Origin of the sequence: Providencia rettgeri (assembly GCF_013702265.1) — a bacterium.
Lineage (GTDB): Bacteria > Pseudomonadota > Gammaproteobacteria > Enterobacterales > Enterobacteriaceae > Providencia > Providencia zhijiangensis.
Genome location: NZ_CP059348.1, coordinates 673546 through 697775, shown reverse-complemented (window position 1 = coordinate 697775; position 24230 = coordinate 673546). Strand labels below are relative to the sequence as shown.

General features: G+C 42.9%; 19 protein-coding genes, 3 tRNA genes and 2 rRNA genes. 9 read left to right on the top strand and 15 right to left on the bottom strand.

The genetic code is table 11. The features are described from left to right. Window positions 1–103 precede the first annotated feature (103 nt). Window positions 104–1666: a BCCT family transporter gene (locus H0913_RS03090; protein ID WP_154602806.1), complete on the top strand. Its 1563-nt coding sequence runs from the start codon at window positions 104–106 to the stop codon at window positions 1664–1666. Window positions 1667–1740: 74 nt separating this feature from the next. On the opposite strand, the gene rimI is transcribed toward H0913_RS03090, so the two are convergent. Both rimI and H0913_RS03080 read right to left on the bottom strand, forming a co-directional pair. Beyond that, window positions 1741–2211 (bottom strand): ribosomal protein S18-alanine N-acetyltransferase, encoded by a 471-nt coding sequence (gene rimI / locus H0913_RS03085; RefSeq protein ID WP_154627273.1) that lies wholly within the window; start codon window positions 2209–2211, stop codon window positions 1741–1743. Next, window positions 2180–2590, bottom strand: a complete 411-nt coding sequence (locus H0913_RS03080) for a DNA polymerase III subunit psi (protein ID WP_181477979.1) — start codon at window positions 2588–2590, stop codon at window positions 2180–2182. Before H0913_RS03080 ends, rimI begins: the two co-directional genes overlap by 32 nt. A 134-nt stretch (window positions 2591–2724) precedes the next feature. Here H0913_RS03080 and rsmC point away from each other — a divergent pair, with 134 nt between their 5' ends. The 3 genes from rsmC (at window position 2725) to H0913_RS03065 (ending at window position 4293) form a co-directional block, all read left to right on the top strand. Next, entirely contained in the window at window positions 2725–3738 is a 1014-nt protein-coding gene (rsmC, locus tag H0913_RS03075) for a 16S rRNA (guanine(1207)-N(2))-methyltransferase RsmC (RefSeq protein ID WP_154602809.1), read from the top strand. Between the two features lie 174 nt (window positions 3739–3912). Beyond that, window positions 3913–3998: transfer RNA gene (locus H0913_RS03070), tRNA-Leu, on the top strand. A 209-nt stretch (window positions 3999–4207) separates the two neighbouring features. Beyond that, window positions 4208–4293: transfer RNA gene (locus H0913_RS03065), tRNA-Leu, on the top strand. 106 nt (window positions 4294–4399) lie between these two features. Here H0913_RS03065 and H0913_RS03060 read toward each other — a convergent pair. From H0913_RS03060 to H0913_RS03040, 5 genes are all read right to left on the bottom strand, one after another. Further along, the gene (locus H0913_RS03060; protein ID WP_181477978.1) at window positions 4400–4654 is read right to left on the bottom strand and encodes a DUF1435 family protein; all 255 of its coding nucleotides are present in this window, start codon (window positions 4652–4654) and stop codon (window positions 4400–4402) included. A 152-nt stretch (window positions 4655–4806) separates the two neighbouring features. After that, window positions 4807–5337: a GNAT family N-acetyltransferase gene (locus H0913_RS03055; protein WP_181477977.1), complete on the bottom strand. Its 531-nt coding sequence runs from the start codon at window positions 5335–5337 to the stop codon at window positions 4807–4809. Between the two features lie 188 nt (window positions 5338–5525). Further along, a complete protein-coding gene (gene phoA, locus H0913_RS03050) occupies window positions 5526–6965 on the bottom strand; it encodes an alkaline phosphatase (protein ID WP_154637940.1) in 1440 nt (479 codons plus the stop codon). 150 nt (window positions 6966–7115) lie between these two features. Beyond that, window positions 7116–7721 (bottom strand): DUF3156 family protein, encoded by a 606-nt coding sequence (locus H0913_RS03045; protein WP_232368821.1) that lies wholly within the window; start codon window positions 7719–7721, stop codon window positions 7116–7118. Next, window positions 7696–9189: an APC family permease gene (locus H0913_RS03040; protein WP_154602812.1), complete on the bottom strand. Its 1494-nt coding sequence runs from the start codon at window positions 9187–9189 to the stop codon at window positions 7696–7698. Before H0913_RS03040 ends, H0913_RS03045 begins: the two co-directional genes overlap by 26 nt. Window positions 9190–9586: 397 nt before the next feature. Between H0913_RS03040 and H0913_RS03035 the strand changes: the two genes are divergently transcribed. After that, on the top strand, window positions 9587–10255 hold the full coding sequence (locus tag H0913_RS03035) for a helix-turn-helix transcriptional regulator (RefSeq protein ID WP_154637989.1): 669 nt from the start codon (window positions 9587–9589) through the stop codon (window positions 10253–10255). Window positions 10256–10318: 63 nt separating this feature from the next. Here the strand turns inward: H0913_RS03035 and H0913_RS03030 are convergent, their stop codons facing one another. From H0913_RS03030 to H0913_RS03010, 5 genes are all read right to left on the bottom strand, one after another. After that, entirely contained in the window at window positions 10319–11812 is a 1494-nt protein-coding gene (locus tag H0913_RS03030) for an aldehyde dehydrogenase family protein (protein WP_181477976.1), read from the bottom strand. Window positions 11813–11841: 29 nt separating this feature from the next. Next, a complete protein-coding gene (locus tag H0913_RS03025; RefSeq protein WP_154602814.1) occupies window positions 11842–12210 on the bottom strand; it encodes a cupin domain-containing protein in 369 nt (122 codons plus the stop codon). Window positions 12211–12267: 57 nt separating this feature from the next. Further along, window positions 12268–13569 carry an NAD(P)/FAD-dependent oxidoreductase gene (locus tag H0913_RS03020; RefSeq protein WP_154637938.1) on the bottom strand — a complete coding sequence of 434 codons (1302 nt, stop codon included), beginning with the start codon at window positions 13567–13569 and terminating at the stop codon, window positions 12268–12270. A gap of 348 nt (window positions 13570–13917) precedes the next feature. After that, window positions 13918–14664 (bottom strand): helix-turn-helix transcriptional regulator, encoded by a 747-nt coding sequence (locus tag H0913_RS03015; protein WP_181477975.1) that lies wholly within the window; start codon window positions 14662–14664, stop codon window positions 13918–13920. A 240-nt stretch (window positions 14665–14904) separates the two neighbouring features. Next, window positions 14905–15891, bottom strand: coding sequence for a glycosyltransferase (locus H0913_RS03010; protein ID WP_181477974.1), 987 nt, complete (start codon window positions 15889–15891; stop codon window positions 14905–14907). Window positions 15892–16102: 211 nt separating this feature from the next. Between H0913_RS03010 and H0913_RS03005 the strand changes: the two genes are divergently transcribed. From H0913_RS03005 to idi, 4 genes are all read left to right on the top strand, one after another. Beyond that, window positions 16103–17023, top strand: a complete 921-nt coding sequence (locus H0913_RS03005; protein ID WP_181477973.1) for a DUF808 domain-containing protein — start codon at window positions 16103–16105, stop codon at window positions 17021–17023. 74 nt (window positions 17024–17097) lie between these two features. Continuing rightward, on the top strand, window positions 17098–18891 hold the full coding sequence (narX, locus tag H0913_RS03000; protein WP_154602818.1) for a nitrate/nitrite two-component system sensor histidine kinase NarX: 1794 nt from the start codon (window positions 17098–17100) through the stop codon (window positions 18889–18891). A gap of 70 nt (window positions 18892–18961) precedes the next feature. After that, entirely contained in the window at window positions 18962–19600 is a 639-nt protein-coding gene (gene narL / locus H0913_RS02995) for a two-component system response regulator NarL (protein WP_230086564.1), read from the top strand. A 179-nt stretch (window positions 19601–19779) separates the two neighbouring features. Beyond that, complete coding sequence (gene idi, locus H0913_RS02990) at window positions 19780–20301, top strand: isopentenyl-diphosphate Delta-isomerase (protein ID WP_181477972.1); 522 nt, start codon at window positions 19780–19782, stop codon at window positions 20299–20301. A gap of 449 nt (window positions 20302–20750) precedes the next feature. Here idi and rrf read toward each other — a convergent pair. From rrf to H0913_RS02975, 3 genes are all read right to left on the bottom strand, one after another. After that, window positions 20751–20866 (bottom strand): 5S ribosomal RNA (gene rrf, locus H0913_RS02985). Window positions 20867–21006: 140 nt separating this feature from the next. Continuing rightward, window positions 21007–23912, bottom strand: a 23S ribosomal RNA gene (locus tag H0913_RS02980). Between the two features lie 226 nt (window positions 23913–24138). Beyond that, window positions 24139–24214 (bottom strand) — tRNA-Glu (locus tag H0913_RS02975). Window positions 24215–24230 lie beyond the last annotated feature (16 nt).

Below are 24230 nucleotides of genomic sequence, written 5' to 3'. Positions count from 1 at the left end.
AATCTTTGAATGGCTATCCTTTGTAAACCCAAAGTAAGCATCACCTGCAAAATAACGACTCAACAAAAGCGATAATAAAGAAGTGAGCAACTGGAGAAGAGGTATGATGAATCATAAAAGGTCTGTATTTTACGTATCCCTCGCCTTTAGCCTTATCCTTATAGGCTTAGGGGCTTTTATTCCCGACAAACTGGAAACATTTTCACACTCGGCCCTGAGCTTTATCTATAACAACTTAGGTTGGTTTATTCTCGGCGCCGTTTTCATTTTTTTTAGCTTCTGTATGTACCTGGGATTTTCGAAGTTTGGTCATATTCGCTTAGGCGATGATAATGACAAACCGGAATACAACACGGCCACTTGGGTCGGTATGCTGTTTAGCGCATCGATTGGGATCAGTTTGGTATTTTGGGGCGTAGCCGAACCCGTTTCTTACTATATTAGCCCGCCAATGGGACCAGGAATGACGGAGCAATCCGCAAAAACAGCGATGCAATATGTCTATCTGCATTGGGGCGTTTCGGCTTGGGCTTGCTATGCCTTAGTCGGAGTTTCTTTAGCCTTTTTCCAGTTCAGAAAAAAATTGCCCTCTTCATTAAGTTCCGTGTTTTATCCATTAATTGGCGATCGTATCAAAGGGTCAATTGGAAAATGGGTGGATGTACTAGTCGTGTTATCCATAGTGATTGGTATCGCTACATCCCTCGGGTTTGGTACGTTACAAGTCAACAGCGGAATGCATTATCTGTGGGATTTGCCTGTTAGTATTTATATTCAAATCACGATTATTGCCGTTGTGACTGTTATTTATATCGCCTCGACCATTTCAGGATTACAGGGCGCCATTAAGCACCTTTCGAACCTCAACATGTTGCTTGCCTTCGCATTAATGGGGTTTATTCTGTTTGCTGGTCCAACACAAACTATCTTGAAAGTACTGTTCCAAGGTATCGGGGATTACATGCAAAATTTCGTCAGCATGTCATTCCGTACTGAGCCTTATAATGATGGTTCGTGGATTGCTAACTGGACACTGTTTTATTTCGGCTGGTGGATTGCATGGGCACCATTAGTGGGTAGCTTCGTCGCGCGTATTTCCAAAGGTCGTACAATCAAAGAGTTTATGATTGGTGCCGTATTTATTCCGGTGTTAGGTTCATTTGCTTGGTTTGCGGTGATGGGCGGCTCAGCCATCCATATCATCCAAAATCTCGGTGAAGTGGCCTTAGCGGATGCAGTCAAAACCGATGTCACGTCTGCACTGTTTAAATTCTTAGATTATTTCCCAGCACCAACGTTAATCAGTATCTTAGCCATGGTCTTGGTGATGGTGTTCTTTATTACGTCAGCAAACTCAGCGGTATTCGTCTTAGGTATGGTCAGTGAGAATGGTAATCCAAATCCAAGCCATGTGACCAAAACTATCTGGGGAGTGGTCATTGCGGCGATTGCTATCGTGCTTATCATGACGGGAGGACTCACTGGTTTACAGTCCGCACTTGTCGCCACCGCAATCCCACTTTCGGTGTTAATGTTGATTATGTGCTACTCAACCTATAAAGGTCTGAATGAAGAAGTCAAAGCGACGACCAAAGTCAAAAGGAGCCTGAAAGAAAAAGTTGGGCGCTTGAGAAAACCTATCTTCACGGAAACAGAAAAATCGTAAATGATAGGCTCGTGAAGGTTATAAAAAACCACGGTGGCTGCTGGGCTACCGTGGTTTTTCTTTAGAAAAATGGATTACGCTTTTTGACTAAACATATCTTCACTGAACAAGGTTAATGCCAGTACTAACGCATCTTCTCGGCCTGTTTTCGTTGGATAATAATCTTTACGCACAGTAGCCTGTTGAAAACCGAGTTTGTCATACAGATGAATGGCTGAGGTGTTCGATTCTCGCACTTCCAGCCATAGCGTTGAAATACCTCGATTAACAAGGTCGTTAATTAATCTTTCTAATAACATACGCCCATAACCACGCCCTTGAAAATCAGGATGAATGGCAATGTTAAACAGCGTAGCTTCATCTAATACATACTGAGTTATTGCATACCCAACAATTTGATTATTAACTGATATTTTTAGATTATGGTACTTTTCACCTTGGTTTCCATAAAAAACTCGCTCAGTCCACGGAAAATCATGGCTTAACTTTTCAATTAAGAAGGCTGTGGCGAGATCAGATTGCTTGAGTGTTGAAATTTTCATCATATTGATAAATTTGTTTCCATAGTGCCTGTTTAGCATTGCTGCTTGCTATCAGTTCAGACAAAACAGGAGAAATAAATGTGACTTTTGAACCCTCGGGATGAATGCCATCCCCTATCACCCAACAAGGTATTGTTATTGGTGTTGGAATGAGTTTGAGCTGCTCAGAATTAATGCATACAACGTCAATCTCATCGATCTTCATTGTGAGAAAAATATCTTTTAGCAGCTGGCTGTTTAAATCAAGGTTCTCATCAGTGATAATAATAAGCTTAGTCGACTCAGGAATGCGTACACCACGTTCACCACGTAACACAGTCGGATTTCTCACCATCCATTGAGTGATCCCCATTTGTTCTAAAAGTCTGTCACGTCGTGTCATTGCTTTACCCAGTCGTTAGTTAACAACCACATCTTATCAAAGGGGATTAATAGCGCCAACAGAGCAATGCTATTTATCTTTTTTCTGGTAAGGTAGTCCGCGTGGTTATATTCATTTTAGGAGATAGACAGAATATGTCATTACTGACACCCGCCAGCGAAGTTATTCAACGCCATTTAGAGCACTTTACCGATCGTCATGTTCTTTTGGCAGGCGATATTCAGGATGAACTGGGCGCAATTTTAGAAGCCGCCAGCGTGCGCGTGCTCACTAACCAGTACCATCGCTGGAAAAACTTACAGCCGGCATTGGGTGAAAATGTTCTGTTTGCTTCAACAGCAACCGCGGAATTCGTTAAACCTTGCGACACCTTAATTTACTTTTGGTCTAAGAACAAACAAGAAGCCGCGTTCCAACTTGATGACTTATGTACCCATCTTGCTGCTGGCAGCCAAATTTTTATCGTCGGCGAAAATCGCAGTGGCGTAAAAAGTGCCGAAGCGATTATGGATGGGATTGCAACACTGCAAAAAATTGACTCGGCACGCCGTTGTGGGCTCTATTATGGTGAACTCGAGCAACCAACCGAATTTGATATTAAACGCTGGTGGCGTAACTATCAGGTTGATAGCGTGAAAATTCATGCGCTTCCAGGTGTATTCAGCCATAACGAGTTAGATATCGGCAGTGATTTACTGCTATCCACATTAACTGAGCCAATGAGTGGTAATGTGCTTGATCTGGCTTGTGGTAACGGCGTACTCGCTGCGGTTATCGGCTCACAAAATCCGGATGTCACCTTAACTCTGAGTGATGTCAGCGCATCCGCGATTGATTCCGCTACAGCAACATTAGCAGCCAACAACCTTACCGGAAAAGTGATCCCAAGCGACGTCTATTCCGATGTTGATGATAAATTTGATTGGATCATTTCAAATCCACCGTTCCATGATGGGATCAACACCAGTTATAACGCGGTAGAAACACTGATTTTCCAAGCACCTAAGCACCTGAAAAAAGGCGGACGCTTACGGATCGTGGCGAACGCATTTTTACCTTATCCTGACTTACTGGATAAAGCGTTTGGCGGTCATGTGGTTCTGGCTAAGACAGGTAAATTCAAAGTTTACGAAGCCATTAAGCGCTAAAACGACGGAATTATCCCATTGTCGATTTTGTTTCTAACGGTCAACTTTATAAGTTGGCCGTTTTTTCATCAAACAAGATAGCGTTGATAAAAATTTATTGACGTCTGCGCAAATTAGCCTAAAATCCGCACCGTACTATTGATGCATGAGCAATTATGCAAAAGAGTTAGTATTGCGAGGGTGGCGGAATTGGTAGACGCGCTAGCTTCAGGTGTTAGTGTCCTTTGGACGTGGGGGTTCAAGTCCCCCCTTTCGCACCACTTACTCTTCATAATTTCAATTATCTATGCGTTGACTGCTCTTCGCTATCCGTATCACATAGTTATCTATGCTCAACGGAATAGCGGCGTTTGTCGCCTTTATCTAATTGAAATTCTTTTGAGTAAGAAAGCTCATATCATAATTTCAATTATCTATGCGTTGAGCATGATATAGACAAGTATCAATAGAAAGAATTTTGACAGTATTTGCGAGGGTGGCGGAATTGGTAGACGCGCTAGCTTCAGGTGTTAGTGTCCTATGGACGTGGGGGTTCAAGTCCCCCCTTTCGCACCACTGTTAATGATTCGTAGCCTTAATCTTGAAAAATTCAATCTTCAGATATTCAATTCTCAATAGCCATTCACGCAATATTCCTAACCGAGATATCGCTTAGATAATCTTAGCTTCGCATAATAAAAATCAGCAAAAAACAGCCTAAAGACATCACTGCTGGAATAATTAATAAGCGGCGAGAACCTCGATTAAACAGCATGCCTGCCGTCGTAATCATCAAGGTGATCATCGCCACTTTCAGTGGATCAAACCCCATATTGCTTAGCAAATACATAATACTCAGTAACACCACCGCGAAGACGCCCCACAAACCAGCACCAATACGCCGCAACCCTGTTGCTTTTGATACGCTAGTTCCCATAACGCCTCCCATTTATAGCTAACGAGTTTTTAGCTAACTCTTAATTAGCCTATAATTTTGCTAAAGATAATAATGATTATCAATAATATCTGCGTTTCTATAAAAATCAATCAAATTTTTGTGGGGAAAAATATCTCCCCACTGTGAAAACATCACTCAAAAATACAAACAAAGTGAATATCCTCAGGCTCTAGCGCAAACAGTTCAGGATCTGGCTTTTCGAGCAGTTCACAGCCCATATATTGATAAAAATGTACCGTGTTTTCGGAAGGGGTTGCAGAAATATACAACCCACCAGCGCCTTTCTCCAACGCCCTCTGCTGACAAAATTTGAAAAGCTGGCTACCCAGCCCTTCACCACGATATTGGTGACTAACATGAAGGAAAGAAAGTTGTAACAGATCCTGATTTTCTCCTCGCCATACGTTATCTAAACTCGCCGCCGCAATCAGTTTTTCGTCATCAAAAATACCAAAGAAAACGGCACCATTATCATAACTTTTCAGTAAATGTGGGGTGTATGCATCGGTTTCACCTTCCGGCCAACCTTTCATATCAAAACGCTGAGCGGAAAGAACTAATTTTCCTTGTTGGTGAAGATAAAGGTGTTCAATCAATTCAGTTCTATCAATCGACCACACATTTGGGATTTCATCCCGCGTGAGTTCACGTACTTCTCTCATTATTATTGTTCTCTTTGTTCGGATATAAATATTATATAAATCGGATACATAGAGAGCATACAGACTACACAATAAAAAAGAAATCAGGGCATGAATAAGGAAACTTAATGAGGATTTATTGGACTTTATAAACAAAAAAGTTCTCTGCAGCATCCTGCCACAGAGAACTTTTAACTACAGGGGTTGGTTTATTGCTTCAATCCCATCGCATCGCGCATGGTAAAGAACAAATCGGTTTGGTCGGTCAGACCCATCACGTTCGCGGCATGTGGACCATAAGCTGCAACACGTAGCTGAGCACCTGTATGCTCCTGTGAATCTTCTTCTTCGGAGTTACCGTAGTTCACGGTCATCACGGTACCATCTTTAGTAATCAGCGCTTGAGTTAAGCCTGATGACTTAGTTCCGTCTGGAATAATTTGACTAGAATGCGAGTGGTCAGCCGTCACGATAACCAGCGTATCACCGTGCTTCTTAGCGAAATCTAAGCCCACTTGCACTGCTTGATCCAGCGAGACAGTCTCGCCGATTTGGCCACATGGGTTCGCTTTATGATCCTGTTTATCGATAGATGCGCTTTCAACCTGTAAGAAGAAGCCATTCGGATTTACTTTCAGTAAATCAATCGCTTTTTCCGTCATTTGCGCTAATGTCGGTGCATTCGGGTCTAACTTAGAATTCGGTTTACACTCTAAAGCTGCATTATTTAAGTTGCCGTGATAAGTGGCTTTTGGACCTTCCCACGCCACGGTCATATTGCCATCATGGAACAGGCCTAACACTGGCTTATCTTGGTTAGCTTCTTTGATTGCATCGAGTGACTTAGCATCACGAACGATAGTGAATCCACGCTCTTCCGCTTGTTTTTCCAAGGTTTTCCCTTTGTAATCACCCGCTTTAGCTTCCTGCTTAAAGCTTTTTGCACCACCACCTAATGTGACATCGGCGCGGGTGATCATTAACTGTTCAGAGATAGAACCACGACCGCCATTTTCTAATGCATTAGTTGCACATTTTTCACTGGTTTCTTCTGGACCGTAACATTTACGCCCCGTCACGTGAGCAAATTGAGCCGCTGGCGTTGCATCTTGGATTTCCGATGTCGTCACGTTGCCCGTTGCTTTGCCATTACGTTTTGCAATTTCAATCAATGTGTCATGGTCGTTACCAAACACATCAATCCCTAAAGCGCCGTTATAGGTTTTCACACCGGAAGACCATGCAGTTGCAGATGCCGCAGAATCAGTTACATAGTCTGGTTTTTGTGTTTTCTTGTCTAATGCGTAATGGGTGTATTGCCCAGTGATTGGCAGTGCATCGATTCCTTTAAAGAAACCGCCAGCGCCTTCTGCATAGTTACGTGCGACGGTAATTTCAGAATCACCCATACCATCGCCGATAAATAAAATGACGTTCTTTGCTTGACCATTATGCAGTGCTGCTTTCATGATATCCGTCTGTTCAGTCGATAAACGGCGAGCACCACCAAATTTAGTGATATCCCCTTTTGCAGCGCGACTTTCTGAAACTGCATCATTTTTATCCGCGGCATAAGTTGGGATTGCAGTTCCTAGAATTAACGTACTTACGGCGACGGCTAACATAGATTTCATAAAATGACCTGTCATAAATTTTATCCTTGCCAATCAATAAGAAGAGTAAATAAGTATGCTTCGAATAGTTGACCAGCATGCTAGAGCAGCTAGATGACAGTTGAATGACGGTTTTATGTCGATATAAAGATGATTGTCATAAATGCGAAACGCCCGATTTGGGCGTTATGGATGAGAAATAGGTTGGCTCATGAGCTGTGAAATCAGCTGCAGTGCACTCAATAAACGGTGACGCTGCTGCTCAGTCAAACGTAAATAACGCCGAGCAGCTGGGATCCGACTAACCATTTCCGATGCGGTATAAGGCTCAATGTCACACCGCCAAACCCCATTTTTGACAGCAATATGACAATGAGTGAAGTCTAGCTCTTCGAAAGTTTGGCGGATCACAGGGTACTGCTCCAAACTTTCGACCAAACGTTTCCCATCCGTTTGTTGTGTCGTGAACTGAACGTGTTTTTTCCGCGCAGATCCTGCGGTTTTCACATCAATCTGTGCCACCAGCGCACTATCACATTTACCTGAAACTGCAAAACGGCTATGCACAATAAACGCCATAAACAAGGTTTTTACACGCTCAGTCACTTCCACTTTAATGCCTTGAGGCAATTGGATGAGGAGCATTCCAGGTGCCCCCCATTCACAAACATAAGGGGCGATATCTTTCTCTATCCGATTTAGCGTTAACCCCGCTTGATACCCTGTCGGGAGGCGCTTTTGGGTTAACTTTTTCCACCATGGTGACTTAGGCAAGGTTACGTAAAGGCTCAAGTTCCACCTCCTCTGCATTGTCATCTTCAAATGAGTTGGATAATACTTGTTCAACCGGAACAGGTTTAAATGGATTCACTTTCTGCACTAACACGGTCCAACCTAATGCATAACTCGCGGTTAATCCCAACATAATGGCAAATGGGATATACACATCCGCTTTATTCATGCCTGGCGGCGTGATGTAAACAATCGCAAGGATGATCCCCACACTCGAAATAATTTGTGGGATAGGGAAGAATGGTGAGCGATAAGCACGATGTAAATCAGGTCGACGAATACGCAATAGCACCACAGAAATCGTCACCAATAAGTACGCCGTTCCCCACGAACACACAGCCGCCAGCACCAACGGGATAATTCTGTCTAAATCCCCTTGGATAGCAAATGCGTGTAAACATGGGATCATCACCGCCACTAAAATACCGAACACTGGCGTTTTAAAACGAGGGTGTAAATAAGCGAATACCTTTGGTAATGCACCATCTAACGCCATACCGTAAAGAATACGCGGAACCGCTGCCATTAAGGTGTTGATGGTCGCCCCACCCGCCAGCAACAATGCAATCCCAATCCAGTATTTACCGAAGTCACCCATAATTTGTCCAGCAAACGCAGGAATAGCCATTGGCGTTTCTAATAGACTCACACCATTTTGCGGATCGACAATCACGTTTTCGACTTGGTTAGTCAGTGCTGCACCAAACAAGAACATACAGAATGCTACGCCACATAAACCAATCGCCATCGCACGCGGGATCACTTTGGCTGAGTTTTTAATTTCAGGCGCCATCGGTGTCACTAACTCACAGCCGACAAACATAAACATCGCCATTCCCACAAAGCTAAGAACAATGGTCGGGTCAGAAATATTCAGCCCTTGACCAAACCAGCCTTCTGCGGAAACGTGAAATGGCATCAGCAAACCGCAAATACTGAAAATCACTAGCGTGCTCCACATAGCAAATGTCAGCACAACTTCCACTTTACCAAAAGCTTCGATACCAAATGCATTCAGTAAGCCGAATGCCACGACTAAACCAACACCCACCATCCAAGAGGAGTTGTTGGTTTCCAGCACTGTATTCAGGCTTTCAAAGTTCACTAATGCCATAATACCGGACAGAATGGTCTCTGCGGTGCCAGCAAAAACGTGAACAATCAGATAGGCAGACAGCGCCCCTGTAATCGCCCAAAAACGGCCCATACCGCAGGAGATATAGTCGTAAACAGAACCGGAGGTTGGTAAAATTGCCGCCGCTTCAGAAAATGTGGTTAATTGAGCCTGCATCATGATAAAGCTCAGTAAAACAGCTAAGGCAAAAGTATCACCGCCGATCCCAAAACCACTGGTTACAGTGAGGATCACAGGGCTTGCCATAATCACGCCAACCGAACTGGCGAGCGTTGTTGGAAAGCCGACCTTACCTTTTTCAATATGTGATGTTAATTTTGAGGATAAATTCATTTTGCTTCCCTCTCTCTGCTCACAGCCCGAATTGTGAATTTTTTGTAAAAACGAAGTGACTGTATTCTCACTATAGAAATAAGCACAAACATGTCGCCATCGTCCTTTAGAACGATACCCATAGAGAGGGGCGCGCGCAGAGTCCAAGACGAAAAGTACCCTTTTAAAACTCAAATAATATAATAATCATTGAAATATCAATGGTTAGTTGAAAATTGCCTCATTAATATATTAACAAATGCACTACGAAAGATACCCAAAGGCAGCAAACTCCCGCTAAGCGATAAAAAACAAGTTTTGAATAGTGTAATCAAGCTCACGTTATTAACATGTTTACTTTATGTTAATTGAATTAAATTGCATGATAGTAAACTGTATATTTTGATGGGGTATGATGATGGTTCAACCGCTATTTAGTGAGAGTCAACAGGGCTTAATCGACTGCTGCCTAAATACAATTGCCCATATCATTCCAATTTCTGCGGCGGTTTATTATCTGGTGAATGAACACTGGCAGCCAGAAAACCATGTACTGTATGGGATTTCCGCACGTATGCATGAAGAGTATCTCTCGGCCTTTTCCCAGCACGATCCCTTACATCCCGACCATTTTCGCGGTGAGGATCTCCGTTTAGTGAAGATGCCGATGGAAATGCGTCAGCACGATCAAACCTTCTTCCATGATTTTATGCAACCGAACCATATCGCGGATATGGCAGAGATTTTTATTCGCCGTAAAAATAAGATTGTGGCGGGAATTTCCGTGCTACGCGATACACCATTTACGCCAGAAGAGGTGATTAGGCTCAATGCAATCTTACCGATTGCGGAGCTTATGACATTTGATGTGCGACCTGATTCTCTGGTTTCCTATACCCCGAAAGAGCAGGAAATTATTCACTTAGTGCGAGAAGGCGCCAGTAATAAACGTATTGCGTTGCTATTGGGCGTTTCGCTTTCCACCGTGAAAACCCACCTTCGTAATATTTTTACCAAAGCCAATGTAAGCAACCGGACTGAATTAGTTTCATCTGGATTTATTATCCGCCAAGATAAAATTCTATAAAAAATCCCGGCACATTGGCCGGGAAAACTGTTGCTTTACAGAAAAAACAAAACCACTAACGCTCTAATAACGCACCATGACGGACTTTAATTCAGTGTAGTGTTCGATAAATGCACTACCAAATTCACGACCAATTCCAGACGACTTAATGCCACCGAAAGGCACTGCTGGGTCGAGGAAAGTGTGCATATTCACCCAAACGGTTCCTGCTTCAATTTGTGAAACCATGCGCATTGCTTTACTAAGATCATTCGTCCACACGCTCGCCGCTAAACCAAATGGCGTGCTATTCATCATCGTAACCAGCTCTTTTTCATCATCATAAGCTAAGAACGTACCGATAGGACCAAATGTCTCTTCTTTCATTAACACATCATCTGGGCCATTTGCGCGAATAATCGTAGGCGGTACAAAGTAACCCGCTCCAGCAATTGGCTGCCCGCCATAGACAATTTCGCTACCATCTTGGCGTGCTTTTTCAAATAGGCTTAAGATCTTATCGTAATGGGCTTTATTGGCTAATGGCCCCATTTCTGTGGTTTCATCTAATGGAGAACCAATCTTTATTGCCGATAAACGCGCTTTTAGTTCGTCCAGAACCGCATCCATCAATTTAGATGGAATATAGAAACGCTCCGCGGCTGCACAAATTTGCCCTTGGTTTAAATAACCCGCTTCAATGATGCCGCTCACAATCTTATCCACGGATAAATCCGCTAAGAATGCTGCACCGTTTTTACCGCCCAATTCTAATGTGACGCGAGTCAGTTTGCCTTCCATCGCTGAGCGCCCTACCGCCAATCCAGTCGGAACAGAGCCTGTAAAGGTCACTTTCGAACAAAGTTCATGGCTGATTAAAGCAGTCCCCACTTCGCGACCGCCACCATTAACGATGTTAATCACGCCATCGGGAATACCCGCTTCTTTAGCGAGTTCAGCCACGCGTAACATGGTCAGAGGAGTAAACTCACTTGGCTTCAGTACAATCGTGCAGCCACATGTCAATGCGGCTGCTAATTTCCAAATGGAAATCATAATGGAGAAGTTCCATGGAATAATCCCCGCAACCACCCCGACGGGCTCACGCTGGGTGAATGCCGAGTATTTTTCGCCATTAAATGATGGCAAAGAAACATTCAGGGTTTCACCGCTAATTTTGGTTGCCCAGCCCGCAAAATAACGTAAAAACTGCGCCGCTGATCCTACTTCCAGAAAACGTGATAACTGAATGGTTTTCCCAGAACTTAAGGTTTCTAATTGCGCCAATTCTTCTAAGTGTTTTTCGAGCAAATCCGCTAAACGATTCAAACAGTTGCCTCGTTCCATCGGTGTGGTATTTGCCCATGAGCCTTTAAATGCGGCATATGCCGCATTCATCGCTGTATCAACTTCTTCGCGAGTCCCTTCTTTCACTTTCGCAATCACTTGCTCGGTGGCTGGATCCACGACTTCAAAATAAGCATCTCCCTTGCCAGAAACAGGCAATCCATTAATAAAATGACCGTGTTGACGGTTCAAGAATTCTCTCACTTCTGGTAACAGGGTTAACTCACTCATCGTTATCTCCACCTCGTTAATTTATCGAATTACGCATTCACGCAGGCTAAATAGTGTTTTACAAAACGTGGTGTGCTGATTTCCCAAAGTACTTCAGTGCCTTTGGCTGCAAACCAAGTGTCGCCTTTGTGGTATTCCACGGTAACACCTGTTTTCACGTCGGTTAATTTCACCGAGCCTTCATGGACAGTTGCCATTTCATCAAATGGGTAAACCATCTTAAATTTACCTGTTGTACACGCAAAAATACCGCAAGTCAGATTATCTGTTGGCTCGCCGTGGATCATCGCCACGCTTGCTTGTGGGTCGCCTTCAACAACCACAGAACCTAAATTGCTCACGCTACCAATGTTCAGTAATTCAGGAAGTGCTTTGTTTAACAGTAATGGGCTGATCATCTTTCTTACCTTCTCTTATGTAATAAAATCAAAAATGGACATTAAATTTAGGAAAACTTAGCGGCGACCTTGCCAATATCCTGATAACTGATGCCAACACTTGGCAAGTGACACAATGGCATTGCGCATGCTGTCTTTCCCCATAATGTCAGCATGAGGAATCGAGCTCATCAGATCATAACGGCTGGAGCCTTCAACCATCCCCTCAGCAAGCACCTTGCACACTATCTGGCTCGGCGTAACACCAAAGCCCGAGTAGCCTTGCACGTAGAACACGTTTTTATGACCTGGGATCGTGCCAATTTGCGGGAACAGGTTGGCACTGCACGCCATTGGGCCACCCCATGCCAGCTCGATTTTGACGTCTTTCAGGTATGGGAAAACATTCAGCATCAATTTACGGTTCCACTCTTTCAAGTCAGATGGAATGTATTCTAAAAAGTACGTCGAGCTACCAAATAGAAGGCGATTTTCATTGGTCACACGGTAGTAATCGATGACTGGGCGAATATCGCTGTATGCCCCACGAATTGGGCTAATACGTTCAATCAGTTCATCAGAAAGCTCTTCTGTCATTAACTGATAGGCATAGGTGTTAATTGTTTTTGGGTATAACGTTGGCTCAAGACCATTCAAGAAACCATCACACGCCCACAACATTTTTTTCGCTTTTACGGAGCCCATCGCGGTACGAACCGTTACCGTATCGCCATACTCAACATTTAATACTTGGCTGTTTTCAAAAATTTTTGCGCCATATTCACTCACTGCTTTCGCTTCCCCCAGTAACAGGTTAAGTGAGTGAACATGCCCGCCGCCCATGTGTTTGATCCCACATGTATAAGCGTCAGATCCGATGATCTGCTTTAAATCTGAACCTGCATAAAATTCAATTTCTTCATCTGGCGCGACAGCCTTAAAATCCGCCAACCAACTGCGCAGGGTTTTCTCTTGGCGCTTATTGCTACCTAAATAGGCGTAACCATGGCAAAAATCCGCATCAATATTGTATTTGGCGATACGGTCACGCATGATCCCCGCGCCCATGTTACTCAGTTTAAAAATCGTTTCTAAACCTTCAGAACCAACATGCTTTTTAATCGCGTCTAGGTCATGACCAATACCGGCCATCACTTGCCCACCATTGCGCCCTGTGCCGCCATAACCAAGATGACGACCTTCCAAGATAGCAATGTTGGTAATGCCCTTTTCACACAATTCCAATGCTGTATTAATTCCTGAGAATCCCCCCCCGATGATCACGACATCTACATCAATGTCTTCTTTCAAGGTTGAGAATCGCAGGTCATATTTTTTAGTTGCTGAGTAATAAGTTAATGATTCTACTTGGTTATTCATAATGGATACCCTATCTAGTATCTTGCAATAACCTTGATTATCTTAACCAATCATTAACAGTTACATAGCCCTTTAGGGACATTCGAAACATAAAGTTAACATTTGTGACGTGGATACAATATTTACTTATAAACAAAATTAAATCAATTTAAATCTTTTATGTTTAAATTCAAAAAGATAAATATTTATTATTATATTAATAGAAAATATTACATATTCTGATAAAGAGAGAAGACAAGGAGTGTTTTACTACTGAAAGTAAATTGTAATTGATTGAAAAATAAAACTTATTTTAACGCCTTAGTTTAACCATCTGATATATACCAGAAATAAACTAACCCCACTCAATTACTGTTTTATTGGAGTCATTAACAAATTAAACAATTCAACTTGAGAGTTGATCTCTAATTTTTGATAGATATTCTTACGGTGATTTTTGACAGTACCCAAGCTAATAAACAGCGCTTCGGCAATTTGCGGGGAACCTTTACCTTCCAAAATTAATTCAACAACCTCACACTCTCTTGGCGTCAAACCAAAGCAAGTCTGTAAGTCAGTATTGCGGTAATGGCTAGAAACTGAATTAGGGACTACTTCCTTATGTAATCGAGCAATACTTCGAATAATATCAAAAGCATCTTTTAATGAGGCTTGTTTATTTTCGTCTGAAAGAAAAGGTTGATCTTCATTACCGAAGAAAATACCTAATTGCTTATCGGCTGATAGCTCCAGCAATAAACCCGCCTCATCACACCACCCCGTCTTACGATAAAAATTAAGATAATAATCAGTATGATAAAATCCTTTCGGTGCCACGTCTTTCAATGTTAGCACCTTAGAGCTGCCACCCTTTTGTAGCTCTTGATAGAAAGGATCCATCAAATAGGCGCCACGCTGATAAATACGATTGATACTGTCGCTATTACGCTTTTCAACTTTTGACAGAAAGCGCGGTGCGCCTTCTTTTTCGAAGGCATAGATAATGGCGTTATCAAAAGCCACAAAAGAGGACAGCCATGACAACAAATTAGGGTAAAACTGGTTGGTTGCCACGGAGTCAATAAGGTCAGGTAATTTATGCAGATAATGATCCATTCAGCCCTCGCTCATTAACTTATTAATAATTTATCACCGTGTATATTCAGGCGAACTATAGCCCTATAAAGACCATATTCTGAGAGGAAGCTCAATTTTTTTGTTATTAATATGTTAATTAACTCACATTATATGCCATAAACATTAATAATATTTTATCAATTATTTAATAAGTTGAAGGCGAGTTCTAAGGGAGTACAGGAAGGGTAAAATAGAGCAGCCCCGAAGGCTGCTAGAAAACTATTTATTGATAATGGCTTTCAATTTGCTGTAACGACGGATCAAACGCCATTTTAATTTCAGCGTTGTGGCATGCTTCCAAACAATATCCCAGTAACCTTTATCAAAAAACAGCTGGACCATCTGCTTTTGCGTTTCCGGTGATTTGATGGCTAATAGCGCTAAAACAACACCTAAACCTTCTTTCCCCACTTGCCATAAGCAGGCCGGTGCTTGTTTCACTTCCTCAGGATGACGTTTATAGATATCCATCAACATATCCAAGATCTTCAGGTAGGTATTGATCTTACGTACTGAGCGCTCATCTCCGGTTAAAGAGTGAGAAACAGATTGGTTATGGATCAGATATTCATAATATTGTTCATTGATAAACTGCACGCGTTTGGCAACCAGCAGCATTTCGGTAGTCCAAGGAATATCTTGATGGTGCAATCTAGGTTCAAAGGTAAAATTGTGTTCTCGAATTAATGACAAACGATACAGATTCAACCATGTTACATGGAGAAATTTACGGGAGCTCAAGCCAATTTGTAGCCATTGAGGACCCGTAATCACGCCAGTAGAAGGCACTTTATTCGGCGGGAAAATAGCCTTCGGAGCATCTCCATTAGTATAAACATAAGTACCATTACACGTAGCTACGTCCAGATCACCCGCTAAGGCAATCTCTAATAAGCGGCCATACATTCTGGCATCAATTTCATCATCAATATCAGGGAAAGTGATGTATTTCCCTGTTGCGACAGCCATTCCAGTATTACGCGCAACGGAAACACCACCATTTTCCTGAGTGAGTACTTTGAAATTCTCAAACTTATCTTCGTATTGAAGGATCACGGATTCGCTATCATCTTTTGAACCATCGTTCACAACGATCAGTTCCCAGTTTTCGAGTTTTTGGGCAATTAAGCTGTCAAAAAAATGGGGTAAAAACTTTTCGCCGTTATAAACCGCAACAACGATACTCAATACAGGCTGAAGGGACATGTTTAACCTTACGCTCATTAAAAATGAATGATAATGACAAAATATATTCTAGTTTTTATGAAAAATTCATAATTCAATCAAAACTGTTATGATAACGGCAACTTTACCTAATTCTATTATTACTCAAATTATCAAATCGCTGTGAACTAATTTTGGCTTCTCTTACCTAAGAGATGTCAATTATACCTCACCTTAACAAAAGGATCCTCCTGTGGCTGGAAGTAGCTTACTTGCCTTATTAGATGATATCGCAGCAGTTCTAGATGATGTGTCAGTGATGACAAAAATGGCAGCAAAAAAAACGTCCGGTGTTCTGGGGGATGACCTCGCTTTAAATGCTCAACAAGTCACTGGCGTTCGTGCCGAAAGAGAGATCCCTGTCGTCTGGGCTGTCGCAAAGGGCTCCTTCACCAACAAACTCATTTTAGTCCCACTCGCATTATTGATTAGCGCTTTCATTCCGTGGGCAGTCACACCATTATTAATGATTGGAGGCGCATATCTCTGCTTTGAAGGCGCTGAAAAACTTGCCCATAAATATCTACATAAACATGAGACTTCACCGTCAGAAGCTGCACGAGAGGCGCAGCCCTCAGAACAAGAAATAGCGGCATTTGAAAAACAAAAAATTAAAGGTGCAATCCGTACTGATTTTGTTTTATCTGCGGAAATTATCGCTATTACCTTAGGTATCGTTTCTTCAACAACTCTCCTGAACCAATTTGCAGTTTTATCAATTATTGCCATTGTCATGACTGTCGGGGTGTATGGGTTAGTGGCTGGTATAGTCAAGCTAGATGACTTAGGCTTCTATCTACAGAAAAAAGCATCTACTTTGCTGCGTAAATGCGGTAATGGGTTAATTTATGTAACCCCTTATTTAATGAAAACATTATCTGTTGTAGGGACGGCTGCCATGTTTATGGTCGGAGGTGGGATACTCACTCACGGAATTACCTATCTACACTTATGGATCGAAAAAATAGCAGAAAAGACAGGTAATATCGGTGTTATTGGTAATACACTACAATTTTTAACTCCTTCCATTCTTAATTTAATTTTTGGCCTAGCTATCGGTTTACTTATTGTTTTCATTATTAACTTTTTTGCTCAATTAAAAAAAACAAAATAAAGCTAAAAACTGACTAATATCCTTAGATACATTATGGTAATAGTCAGTTTATTTTGTATCAGGATAAAGGAAGAATGCCAACACTTTACCGACGATTTTCGATCATCAACCAGGTTATTGGGTTAATGCTGCTTATTGCTGTTTTGGGCATTATCGGTATGACGATTTCCAACCGCATGATCATCAGTGTACAAGGCAACGCGCATGCCATTAACACATCAGGTTCCTTGCGCATGCAAAGTTACCGCCTACTTTCTTTAACGCCCATAAACCAACATAACCAAAATTACCTTGATGAGTTAGAGAAAGACTTACTCAGCCCCGAGCTCACCCAAGTGGTTAAAATTGAAAATCTCACACCTGAATTTAATAAAATACATGAATTTTGGCTGAACACTTTAAGACCCGCACTCACTAAGGCATCTTCGCCTGATGATGCCCGCTATGAAGTTATTACTTTTGTTAATATGCTCAATGAGTTAGTTCATAACATTGATGATAAAACTGAGAAAAAAATCGCTTACGTTGCGATGACTCAGTTGATTTTTATTAGCTTAGTCTTTTTGCTATTGATGGGGACAATCTGGCATTTGAGACGAAAAATTTATTACCCATGGATGAAGCTACTTTCTATGGTTAATGCCATTGGGCGTAAAGATTTTACTCAGCGCTATCCCATGAAAAATAATAAGCAAGATGAACTCAATGCCCTAGGTGAAACCCTTAATCATATGTCTGATGAGCTGGCGCAAAGTTATCACCAACTCGAAGAACGTGTAGCAGAAAAGACCGCAGACTTACTCGCTAAAAACCGTGTTTTGTCATATCTTTATCAATCAAATCAAATATTACACTCATCGGAAACGCTTTATTCAAGATTACAAAAAGTTCTCGCGGAGCTGAAAAACATTACACAGTTAGAAAACTTGCGACTCAAATTATATGAAGATAGCAATGAACAATATTTCCATGAAATCTCTTATGCCACAACCAATCTCGAAATAGATAAAGCAAAGCTACCTTCTACTAATCAGCATCCATTAAACTATGATCAATTAAACAATGCTCCAGCAAAAGAATATCAAACGTTACAGTGGGATCTCTCTGATAACATGCACCGATATGGTGTAATTATCGGTGAAATTGAGCAAAAACAACCATTTTCTGATGAAAAAAACAGATTGGTTCTTATGCTCGCGAAGCAAATTTCAGGTATGCTCACCATGGAGCAACAGATAGAGCAACAACAACAGCTGCTGATTATGGATGAACGTGCCGCGATTGCCAGAGAACTTCATGATTCTATCGCGCAATCACTCTCATGTTTAAAAATGCAAATTAGCTATCTGCAAATGCAACCAGAACCATTACCAGAAACAACTCTACATTTGCTCAATGAGATGCGTACAGAAATTAATACTGCATACAGTCAGTTACGGGAATTATTGACGACTTTCCGCTTGAAACTCACAGAATCAGGATTATTACCTTCACTCAAAAGCACTTTAGGTGAATTTAGTGGGCGTATTGGCTTTAATATTCAACTTAATTATGAAATTCCAGCGAAAAGTATCTCGCCACACCAATCTATCCACATAATACAAATTATTCGCGAAGCACTAAGTAATATTCTGAAGCATGCCAATGCAACTTGGGCTAAAGTTTCATTAAGCCAACATAGAGGCACCGTCATCATTACAATTGATGATAATGGCAATGGTATCGATGACAATCCAAATAAACTTAATCATTATGGCCTCATAATTATGAGAGAAAGAGCACTTAGCCTGAATGGCGAGTGTTACATTACTCAACGTACAGAAGGGGGAACCGAAGTGAAAGTTACATTCCCTTTATCTGATATTTAAAACATCTGACATTTAGAACATTTGATATTTAAAACACCGGATCAAATCATTCATGGAGACTAAAAATATAATGACCGAAAAATCAACGATCCTACTTATTGATGATCACCCAATGCTCCGAAATGGTGTAAAACAGCTGATTAGCTTAGAGCCTTCACTTCAAGTTATTGGTGAAGCTGGTGATGGCAAAACGGGTATTCAGATAGCAGAAGAACAAGATCCTGACCTGATCCTTTTAGATCTCAATATGCCCGGAATGAATGGTTTTGAAACCCTAGATGAGCTCAGAAAACGCGAACTGTCAGGTAGAATTATTCTCTTTACCGTATCGAATTATAGTGACGATTTGATCAGTGCGCTTAAGCGAGGTGCGGATGGTTATTTACTAAAAGATATGGAACCTGAAGAACTCATTATCGCACTCAAAGAAGCTGCAAGTGGAAAAATGGTGGTTAGCCCAACATTAACTTCTGTTCTTGCGGAATCATTAAGAGAAAATCAATCACAAAATGAAAGCGATGCTGCCGCACTAACGCCAAGAGAATCTGACATTTTAGAGCTTATAGCTCAAGGATTATCAAATAAAATGATCGCGAGAAATTTAGACATCGCAGAGAGCACCGTAAAAGTACATGTAAAACATTTACTTAAAAAACTAAATCTAAAATCTAGAGTCGAAGCCGCTGTCTGGGTACTCCAACAAAAATAATATTTTTTTATCATACCGTCTTCATTCATAGCTAAATGATCGATTCATCTAGCTATGAATGCACTTTATCAATCTCCCATTGCAAATTAGCAAAGGCTATTAATAGCTCTAATCTACAAGTCATTTTTTTCCAGTTATAATAAGCTTGTTTTTGACTCTTACTGATACAGATGACCACTATGATAGAAGAACAGCTTATTTTAGTTAATGAACAAGACACGCCGATTGGTAGCATGCCAAAATTACTTGCTCATCAGCAAGGCTGCCTGCATCGTGCATTTTCTATCTTCATTTTTAATCGTAAGAATGAATTGCTCATTCAACAACGCGCCTTTCATAAATATCATTCTGCTGGACAGTGGGCCAATTCCTGCTGTAGCCATCCAAGGCCACAAGAAGATACCCATGATGCAGCTTTACGTCGCTTAGCGGAAGAACTCGGTTTTTCAACTTCATTAACTCATGTTGGTGAGTTTATTTATAAAGCGGATGTTAATGGTGGGCTAATTGAGCATGAGTATGACCACCTATTTGTGGGGTACTATGATAATCAAGTCATTCCTAATCCTGAAGAAGTCGGAGCTACCCGCTGGGTTAGCCTTGAAACCTTAGCCCAAGAAATCAGTGCTCATCCTGAAAAATTCACTCCATGGTTCAAAAAAATCTGGGAAAAATACCCGTTACTGCATTTTTCTTCCTAATCCTTCGTCTATATTGCGTCAACTGCATACATTCATTTTATATCTGCCACAGAGAGTCTTTTAATAAGCATTAGAGACTGTAATCGATAGTCTTTAGTCTTAATTAGATCAATGGAAGGATCTTAATGCCTGTTTGAGATCTGATTCTGACGTTAAGTGACCACATCACACGAGAAATTTTTCTGTCGAAATAATCTGCTATTAGCGAGACTTGGTTATTAACCTTGAGATGATGGTATTGCTTTTTTTGTTGGATAACTACAGTGATGCCCCACAGATGGTGATACTCCAAAAGCAAGAAACGTAGAGTTTAGGGAGCTTTCGAGATTCGGCGATAACTTTCTCGATCATCACGCCTCAGAGGGTGACAATCTGGCCTTTTATCGCCTATTTTTCATGCCCCAAACGCAAAAAAGCCACCCAATGGGTGGCTTCTCAGCTAATTTAATGTCTGGCAGTTCCCTACTCTCACATGGGGAGACCCCACACTACCATCGGCGCTACGGCGTTTCACTACTGAGTTCGGCATGGGGTCAGGTGGGACCACCGCGCTATTGCCGCCAGACAAATTCTGTTTATTCCCGTTTAGCCTTTAATCACTAAACCAGAATATCAATCCTGAACAAGCTGTCGTGTCCACCTCTCGGCGTCCCACTTCATTGAATCAACTTTAATCTCTCATCTCGAAAACACCTTCGGTGTTGTCAGGTTAAGCCTCACGGTTCATTAGTATTGGTTAGCTCAACGTATCGCTACGCTTACACACCCAACCTATCAACGTCTTAGTCTTAAACGTTCCTTTAGGACCCTTAAAGAGTCAGGGAAGACTCATCTCAAGGCAAGTTTCCCGCTTAGATGCTTTCAGCGGTTATCTCTTCCGCACTTAGCTACCGGGCAATGCCATTGGCATGACAACCCGAACACCAGTGGTGCGTCCACTCCGGTCCTCTCGTACTAGGAGCAGCCCCTTTCAATCTTCCAACGCCCACGGCAGATAGGGACCGAACTGTCTCACGACGTTCTAAACCCAGCTCGCGTACCACTTTAAACGGCGAACAGCCGTACCCTTGGGACCTACTTCAGCCCCAGGATGTGATGAGCCGACATCGAGGTGCCAAACACCGCCGTCGATATGAACTCTTGGGCGGTATCAGCCTGTTATCCCCGGAGTACCTTTTATCCGTTGAGCGATGGCCCTTCCATACAGAACCACCGGATCACTAAGACCTACTTTCGTACCTGCTCGAGCCGTCACTCTCGCAGTCAAGCTGGCTTATGCCTTTGCACTAACCGCATGATGTCCGACCATGCTTAGCCAACCTTCGTGCTCCTCCGTTACTCTTTGGGAGGAGACCGCCCCAGTCAAACTACCCACCAGACACTGTCCGCACCCCAGATAATGGGGCTACGTTAGAACATCAAACATTAAAGGGTGGTATTTCAAGGTTGGCTCCACGCAGACTGGCGTCCACGCTTCAAAGCCTCCCACCTATCCTACACATCAAGGCTCAATGTTCAGTGTCAAGCTATAGTAAAGGTTCACGGGGTCTTTCCGTCTTGCCGCGGGTACACTGCATCTTCACAGCGAGTTCAATTTCACTGAGTCTCGGGTGGAGACAGCCTGGCCATCATTACGCCATTCGTGCAGGTCGGAACTTACCCGACAAGGAATTTCGCTACCTTAGGACCGTTATAGTTACGGCCGCCGTTTACTGGGGCTTCGATCAAGAGCTTCTCCTTACGGATAACCCCATCAATTAACCTTCCAGCACCGGGCAGGCGTCACACCGTATACGTCCACTTTCGTGTTTGCACAGTGCTGTGTTTTTAATAAACAGTTGCAGCCAGCTGGTATCTGCGACTGGCTTCAGCTCCATGAGTAAATCACTTCACCTAATGCCAGCGTGCCTTCTCCCGAAGTTACGGCACCATTTTGCCTAGTTCCTTCACCCGAGTTCTCTCAAGCGCCTGAGTATTCTCTACCTGACCACCTGTGTCGGTTTGGGGTACGATTAATGATAATCTAGAGCTTAGAGGCTTTTCCTGGAAGCGGGGTATGAGCTACTTCGCCACCGTAGTGACTCGTCATCAGACCTCAGCATATAGTGAACCGGATTTGCCTAATTCACCTGCCTACATCCTTAAACCGGGACAACCGTCGCCCGGCCAGCCTAACCTTCTCCGTCCCCCCATCGCAATTATCACCAGTACGGGAATATTAACCCGTTTCCCATCGACTACGCATTTCTGCCTCGCCTTAGGGGTCGACTCACCCTGCCCCGATTAACGTTGGACAGGAACCCTTGGTCTTCCGGCGTGCGGGTTTTTCACCCGCATTATCGTTACTTATGTCAGCATTCGCACTTCTGATACCTCCAGCATGCCTCACAGCACACCTTCACAGGCTTACAGAACGCTCCCCTACCCAACAATATTTACATATCGCTGCCGCAGCTTCGGTGCATAGTTTAGCCCCGTTACATCTTCCGCGCAGGCCGACTCGACCAGTGAGCTATTACGCTTTCTTTAAATGATGGCTGCTTCTAAGCCAACATCCTGGCTGTCTGAGCCTTCCCACTTCGTTTCCCACTTAACTATGACTTTGGGACCTTAGCTGGCGGTCTGGGTTGTTTCCCTCTTCACGACGAACGTTAGCACCCGCCGTGTGTCTCCCGTGATAACATTCTTCGGTATTCGTAGTTTGCATCGAGTTGGTAAGTCGGGATGACCCCCTAGTCGAAACAGTGCTCTACCCCCGAAGATGAGTTCACGAGGCGCTACCTAAATAGCTTTCGGGGAGAACCAGCTATCTCCCGGTTTGATTGGCCTTTCACCCCCAGCCACAAGTCATCCGCTAATTTTTCAACATTAGTCGGTTCGGTCCTCCAGTTAGTGTTACCCAACCTTCAACCTGCCCATGGCTAGATCACCGGGTTTCGGGTCTATACCCTGCAACTCATTCGCCCAGTTAAGACTCGGTTTCCCTACGGCTCCCCTATACGGTTAACCTTGCTACAGAATATAAGTCGCTGACCCATTATACAAAAGGTACGCAGTCACACCACAAGGGTGCTCCCACTGCTTGTACGTACACGGTTTCAGGTTCTATTTCACTCCCCTCGCCGGGGTTCTTTTCGCCTTTCCCTCACGGTACTGGTTCACTATCGGTCAATCAGGAGTATTTAGCCTTGGAGGATGGTCCCCCCATATTCAGACAGGATAACACGTGTCCCGCCCTACTCGTCGAGTTCACAACACTAACACCTTCGGATACGGGGCTATCACCCTTTACTGCCGGCCTTTCCAGACCGTTCTCCTGATGCTAATGCTGATTAAGACTCTGGGCTGCTCCCCGTTCGCTCGCCGCTACTAGGGGAATCTCGGTTGATTTCTTTTCCTCGAGGTACTGAGATGTTTCAGTTCCCTCGGTTCGCCTCGTTTGACTATGTATTCATCAAACGATAGTGCAACGAATTGCACTGGGTTTCCCCATTCGGAAATCGTCGGTTATAACGGTTCATATCACCTTACCGACGCTTATCGCAGATTAGCACGTCCTTCATCGCCTCTGATTGCCTAGGCATCCACCGTGTACGCTTAGTCGCTTAACCTCACAACCCGAAGGTGTCTTTATCAACTGACCCGACGGCCAATTGAACACATTCAAGTTGAGATTTTTGAGAGACTCTCACATTGTTTAAGCGATAAACAATGTGCGTTGTTTTCAATTTTCAGCTTGTTCCAGATTGTTAAAGAGCATAATTGTTAAACCAACTACAACGTAATTGGCTTAATCATTATTTGTGGGGAACGTCTTTCACTCATTCTCCGCGCAATTGGCGTCCCCTAGGGGATTCGAACCCCTGTTACCGCCGTGAAAGGGCGGTGTCCTAGGCCTCTAGACGAAGGGGACACTACAGTCAGCTTCG

Excerpts from the sequence above, each read along its gene's own strand:
- rsmC (WP_154602809.1), top strand. The coding sequence starts at position 2,725 with ATGTCATTACTGACACCCGCCAGCGAAGTTATTCAACGCCATTTAGAG.
- H0913_RS03030 (WP_181477976.1), bottom strand. The coding sequence starts at position 11,812 with ATGAGTGAGTTAACCCTGTTACCAGAAGTGAGAGAATTCTTGAACCGT.
- H0913_RS03040 (WP_154602812.1), bottom strand. The coding sequence starts at position 9,189 with ATGAATTTATCCTCAAAATTAACATCACATATTGAAAAAGGTAAGGTC.
- H0913_RS03090 (WP_154602806.1), top strand. The coding sequence starts at position 104 with ATGATGAATCATAAAAGGTCTGTATTTTACGTATCCCTCGCCTTTAGC.
- H0913_RS03015 (WP_181477975.1), bottom strand. The coding sequence starts at position 14,664 with ATGGATCATTATCTGCATAAATTACCTGACCTTATTGACTCCGTGGCA.
- H0913_RS03010 (WP_181477974.1), bottom strand. The coding sequence starts at position 15,891 with ATGTCCCTTCAGCCTGTATTGAGTATCGTTGTTGCGGTTTATAACGGC.
- H0913_RS03055 (WP_181477977.1), bottom strand. The coding sequence starts at position 5,337 with ATGAGAGAAGTACGTGAACTCACGCGGGATGAAATCCCAAATGTGTGG.
- H0913_RS03080 (WP_181477979.1), bottom strand. The coding sequence starts at position 2,590 with ATGACACGACGTGACAGACTTTTAGAACAAATGGGGATCACTCAATGG.
- H0913_RS03060 (WP_181477978.1), bottom strand. The coding sequence starts at position 4,654 with ATGGGAACTAGCGTATCAAAAGCAACAGGGTTGCGGCGTATTGGTGCT.
- narL (WP_230086564.1), top strand. The coding sequence starts at position 18,962 with ATGACCGAAAAATCAACGATCCTACTTATTGATGATCACCCAATGCTC.
- idi (WP_181477972.1), top strand. The coding sequence starts at position 19,780 with ATGATAGAAGAACAGCTTATTTTAGTTAATGAACAAGACACGCCGATT.
- H0913_RS03035 (WP_154637989.1), top strand. The coding sequence starts at position 9,587 with ATGGTTCAACCGCTATTTAGTGAGAGTCAACAGGGCTTAATCGACTGC.
- phoA (WP_154637940.1), bottom strand. The coding sequence starts at position 6,965 with ATGACAGGTCATTTTATGAAATCTATGTTAGCCGTCGCCGTAAGTACG.
- H0913_RS03020 (WP_154637938.1), bottom strand. The coding sequence starts at position 13,569 with ATGAATAACCAAGTAGAATCATTAACTTATTACTCAGCAACTAAAAAA.
- narX (WP_154602818.1), top strand. The coding sequence starts at position 17,098 with ATGCCAACACTTTACCGACGATTTTCGATCATCAACCAGGTTATTGGG.
- H0913_RS03025 (WP_154602814.1), bottom strand. The coding sequence starts at position 12,210 with ATGATCAGCCCATTACTGTTAAACAAAGCACTTCCTGAATTACTGAAC.
- rimI (WP_154627273.1), bottom strand. The coding sequence starts at position 2,211 with ATGATGAAAATTTCAACACTCAAGCAATCTGATCTCGCCACAGCCTTC.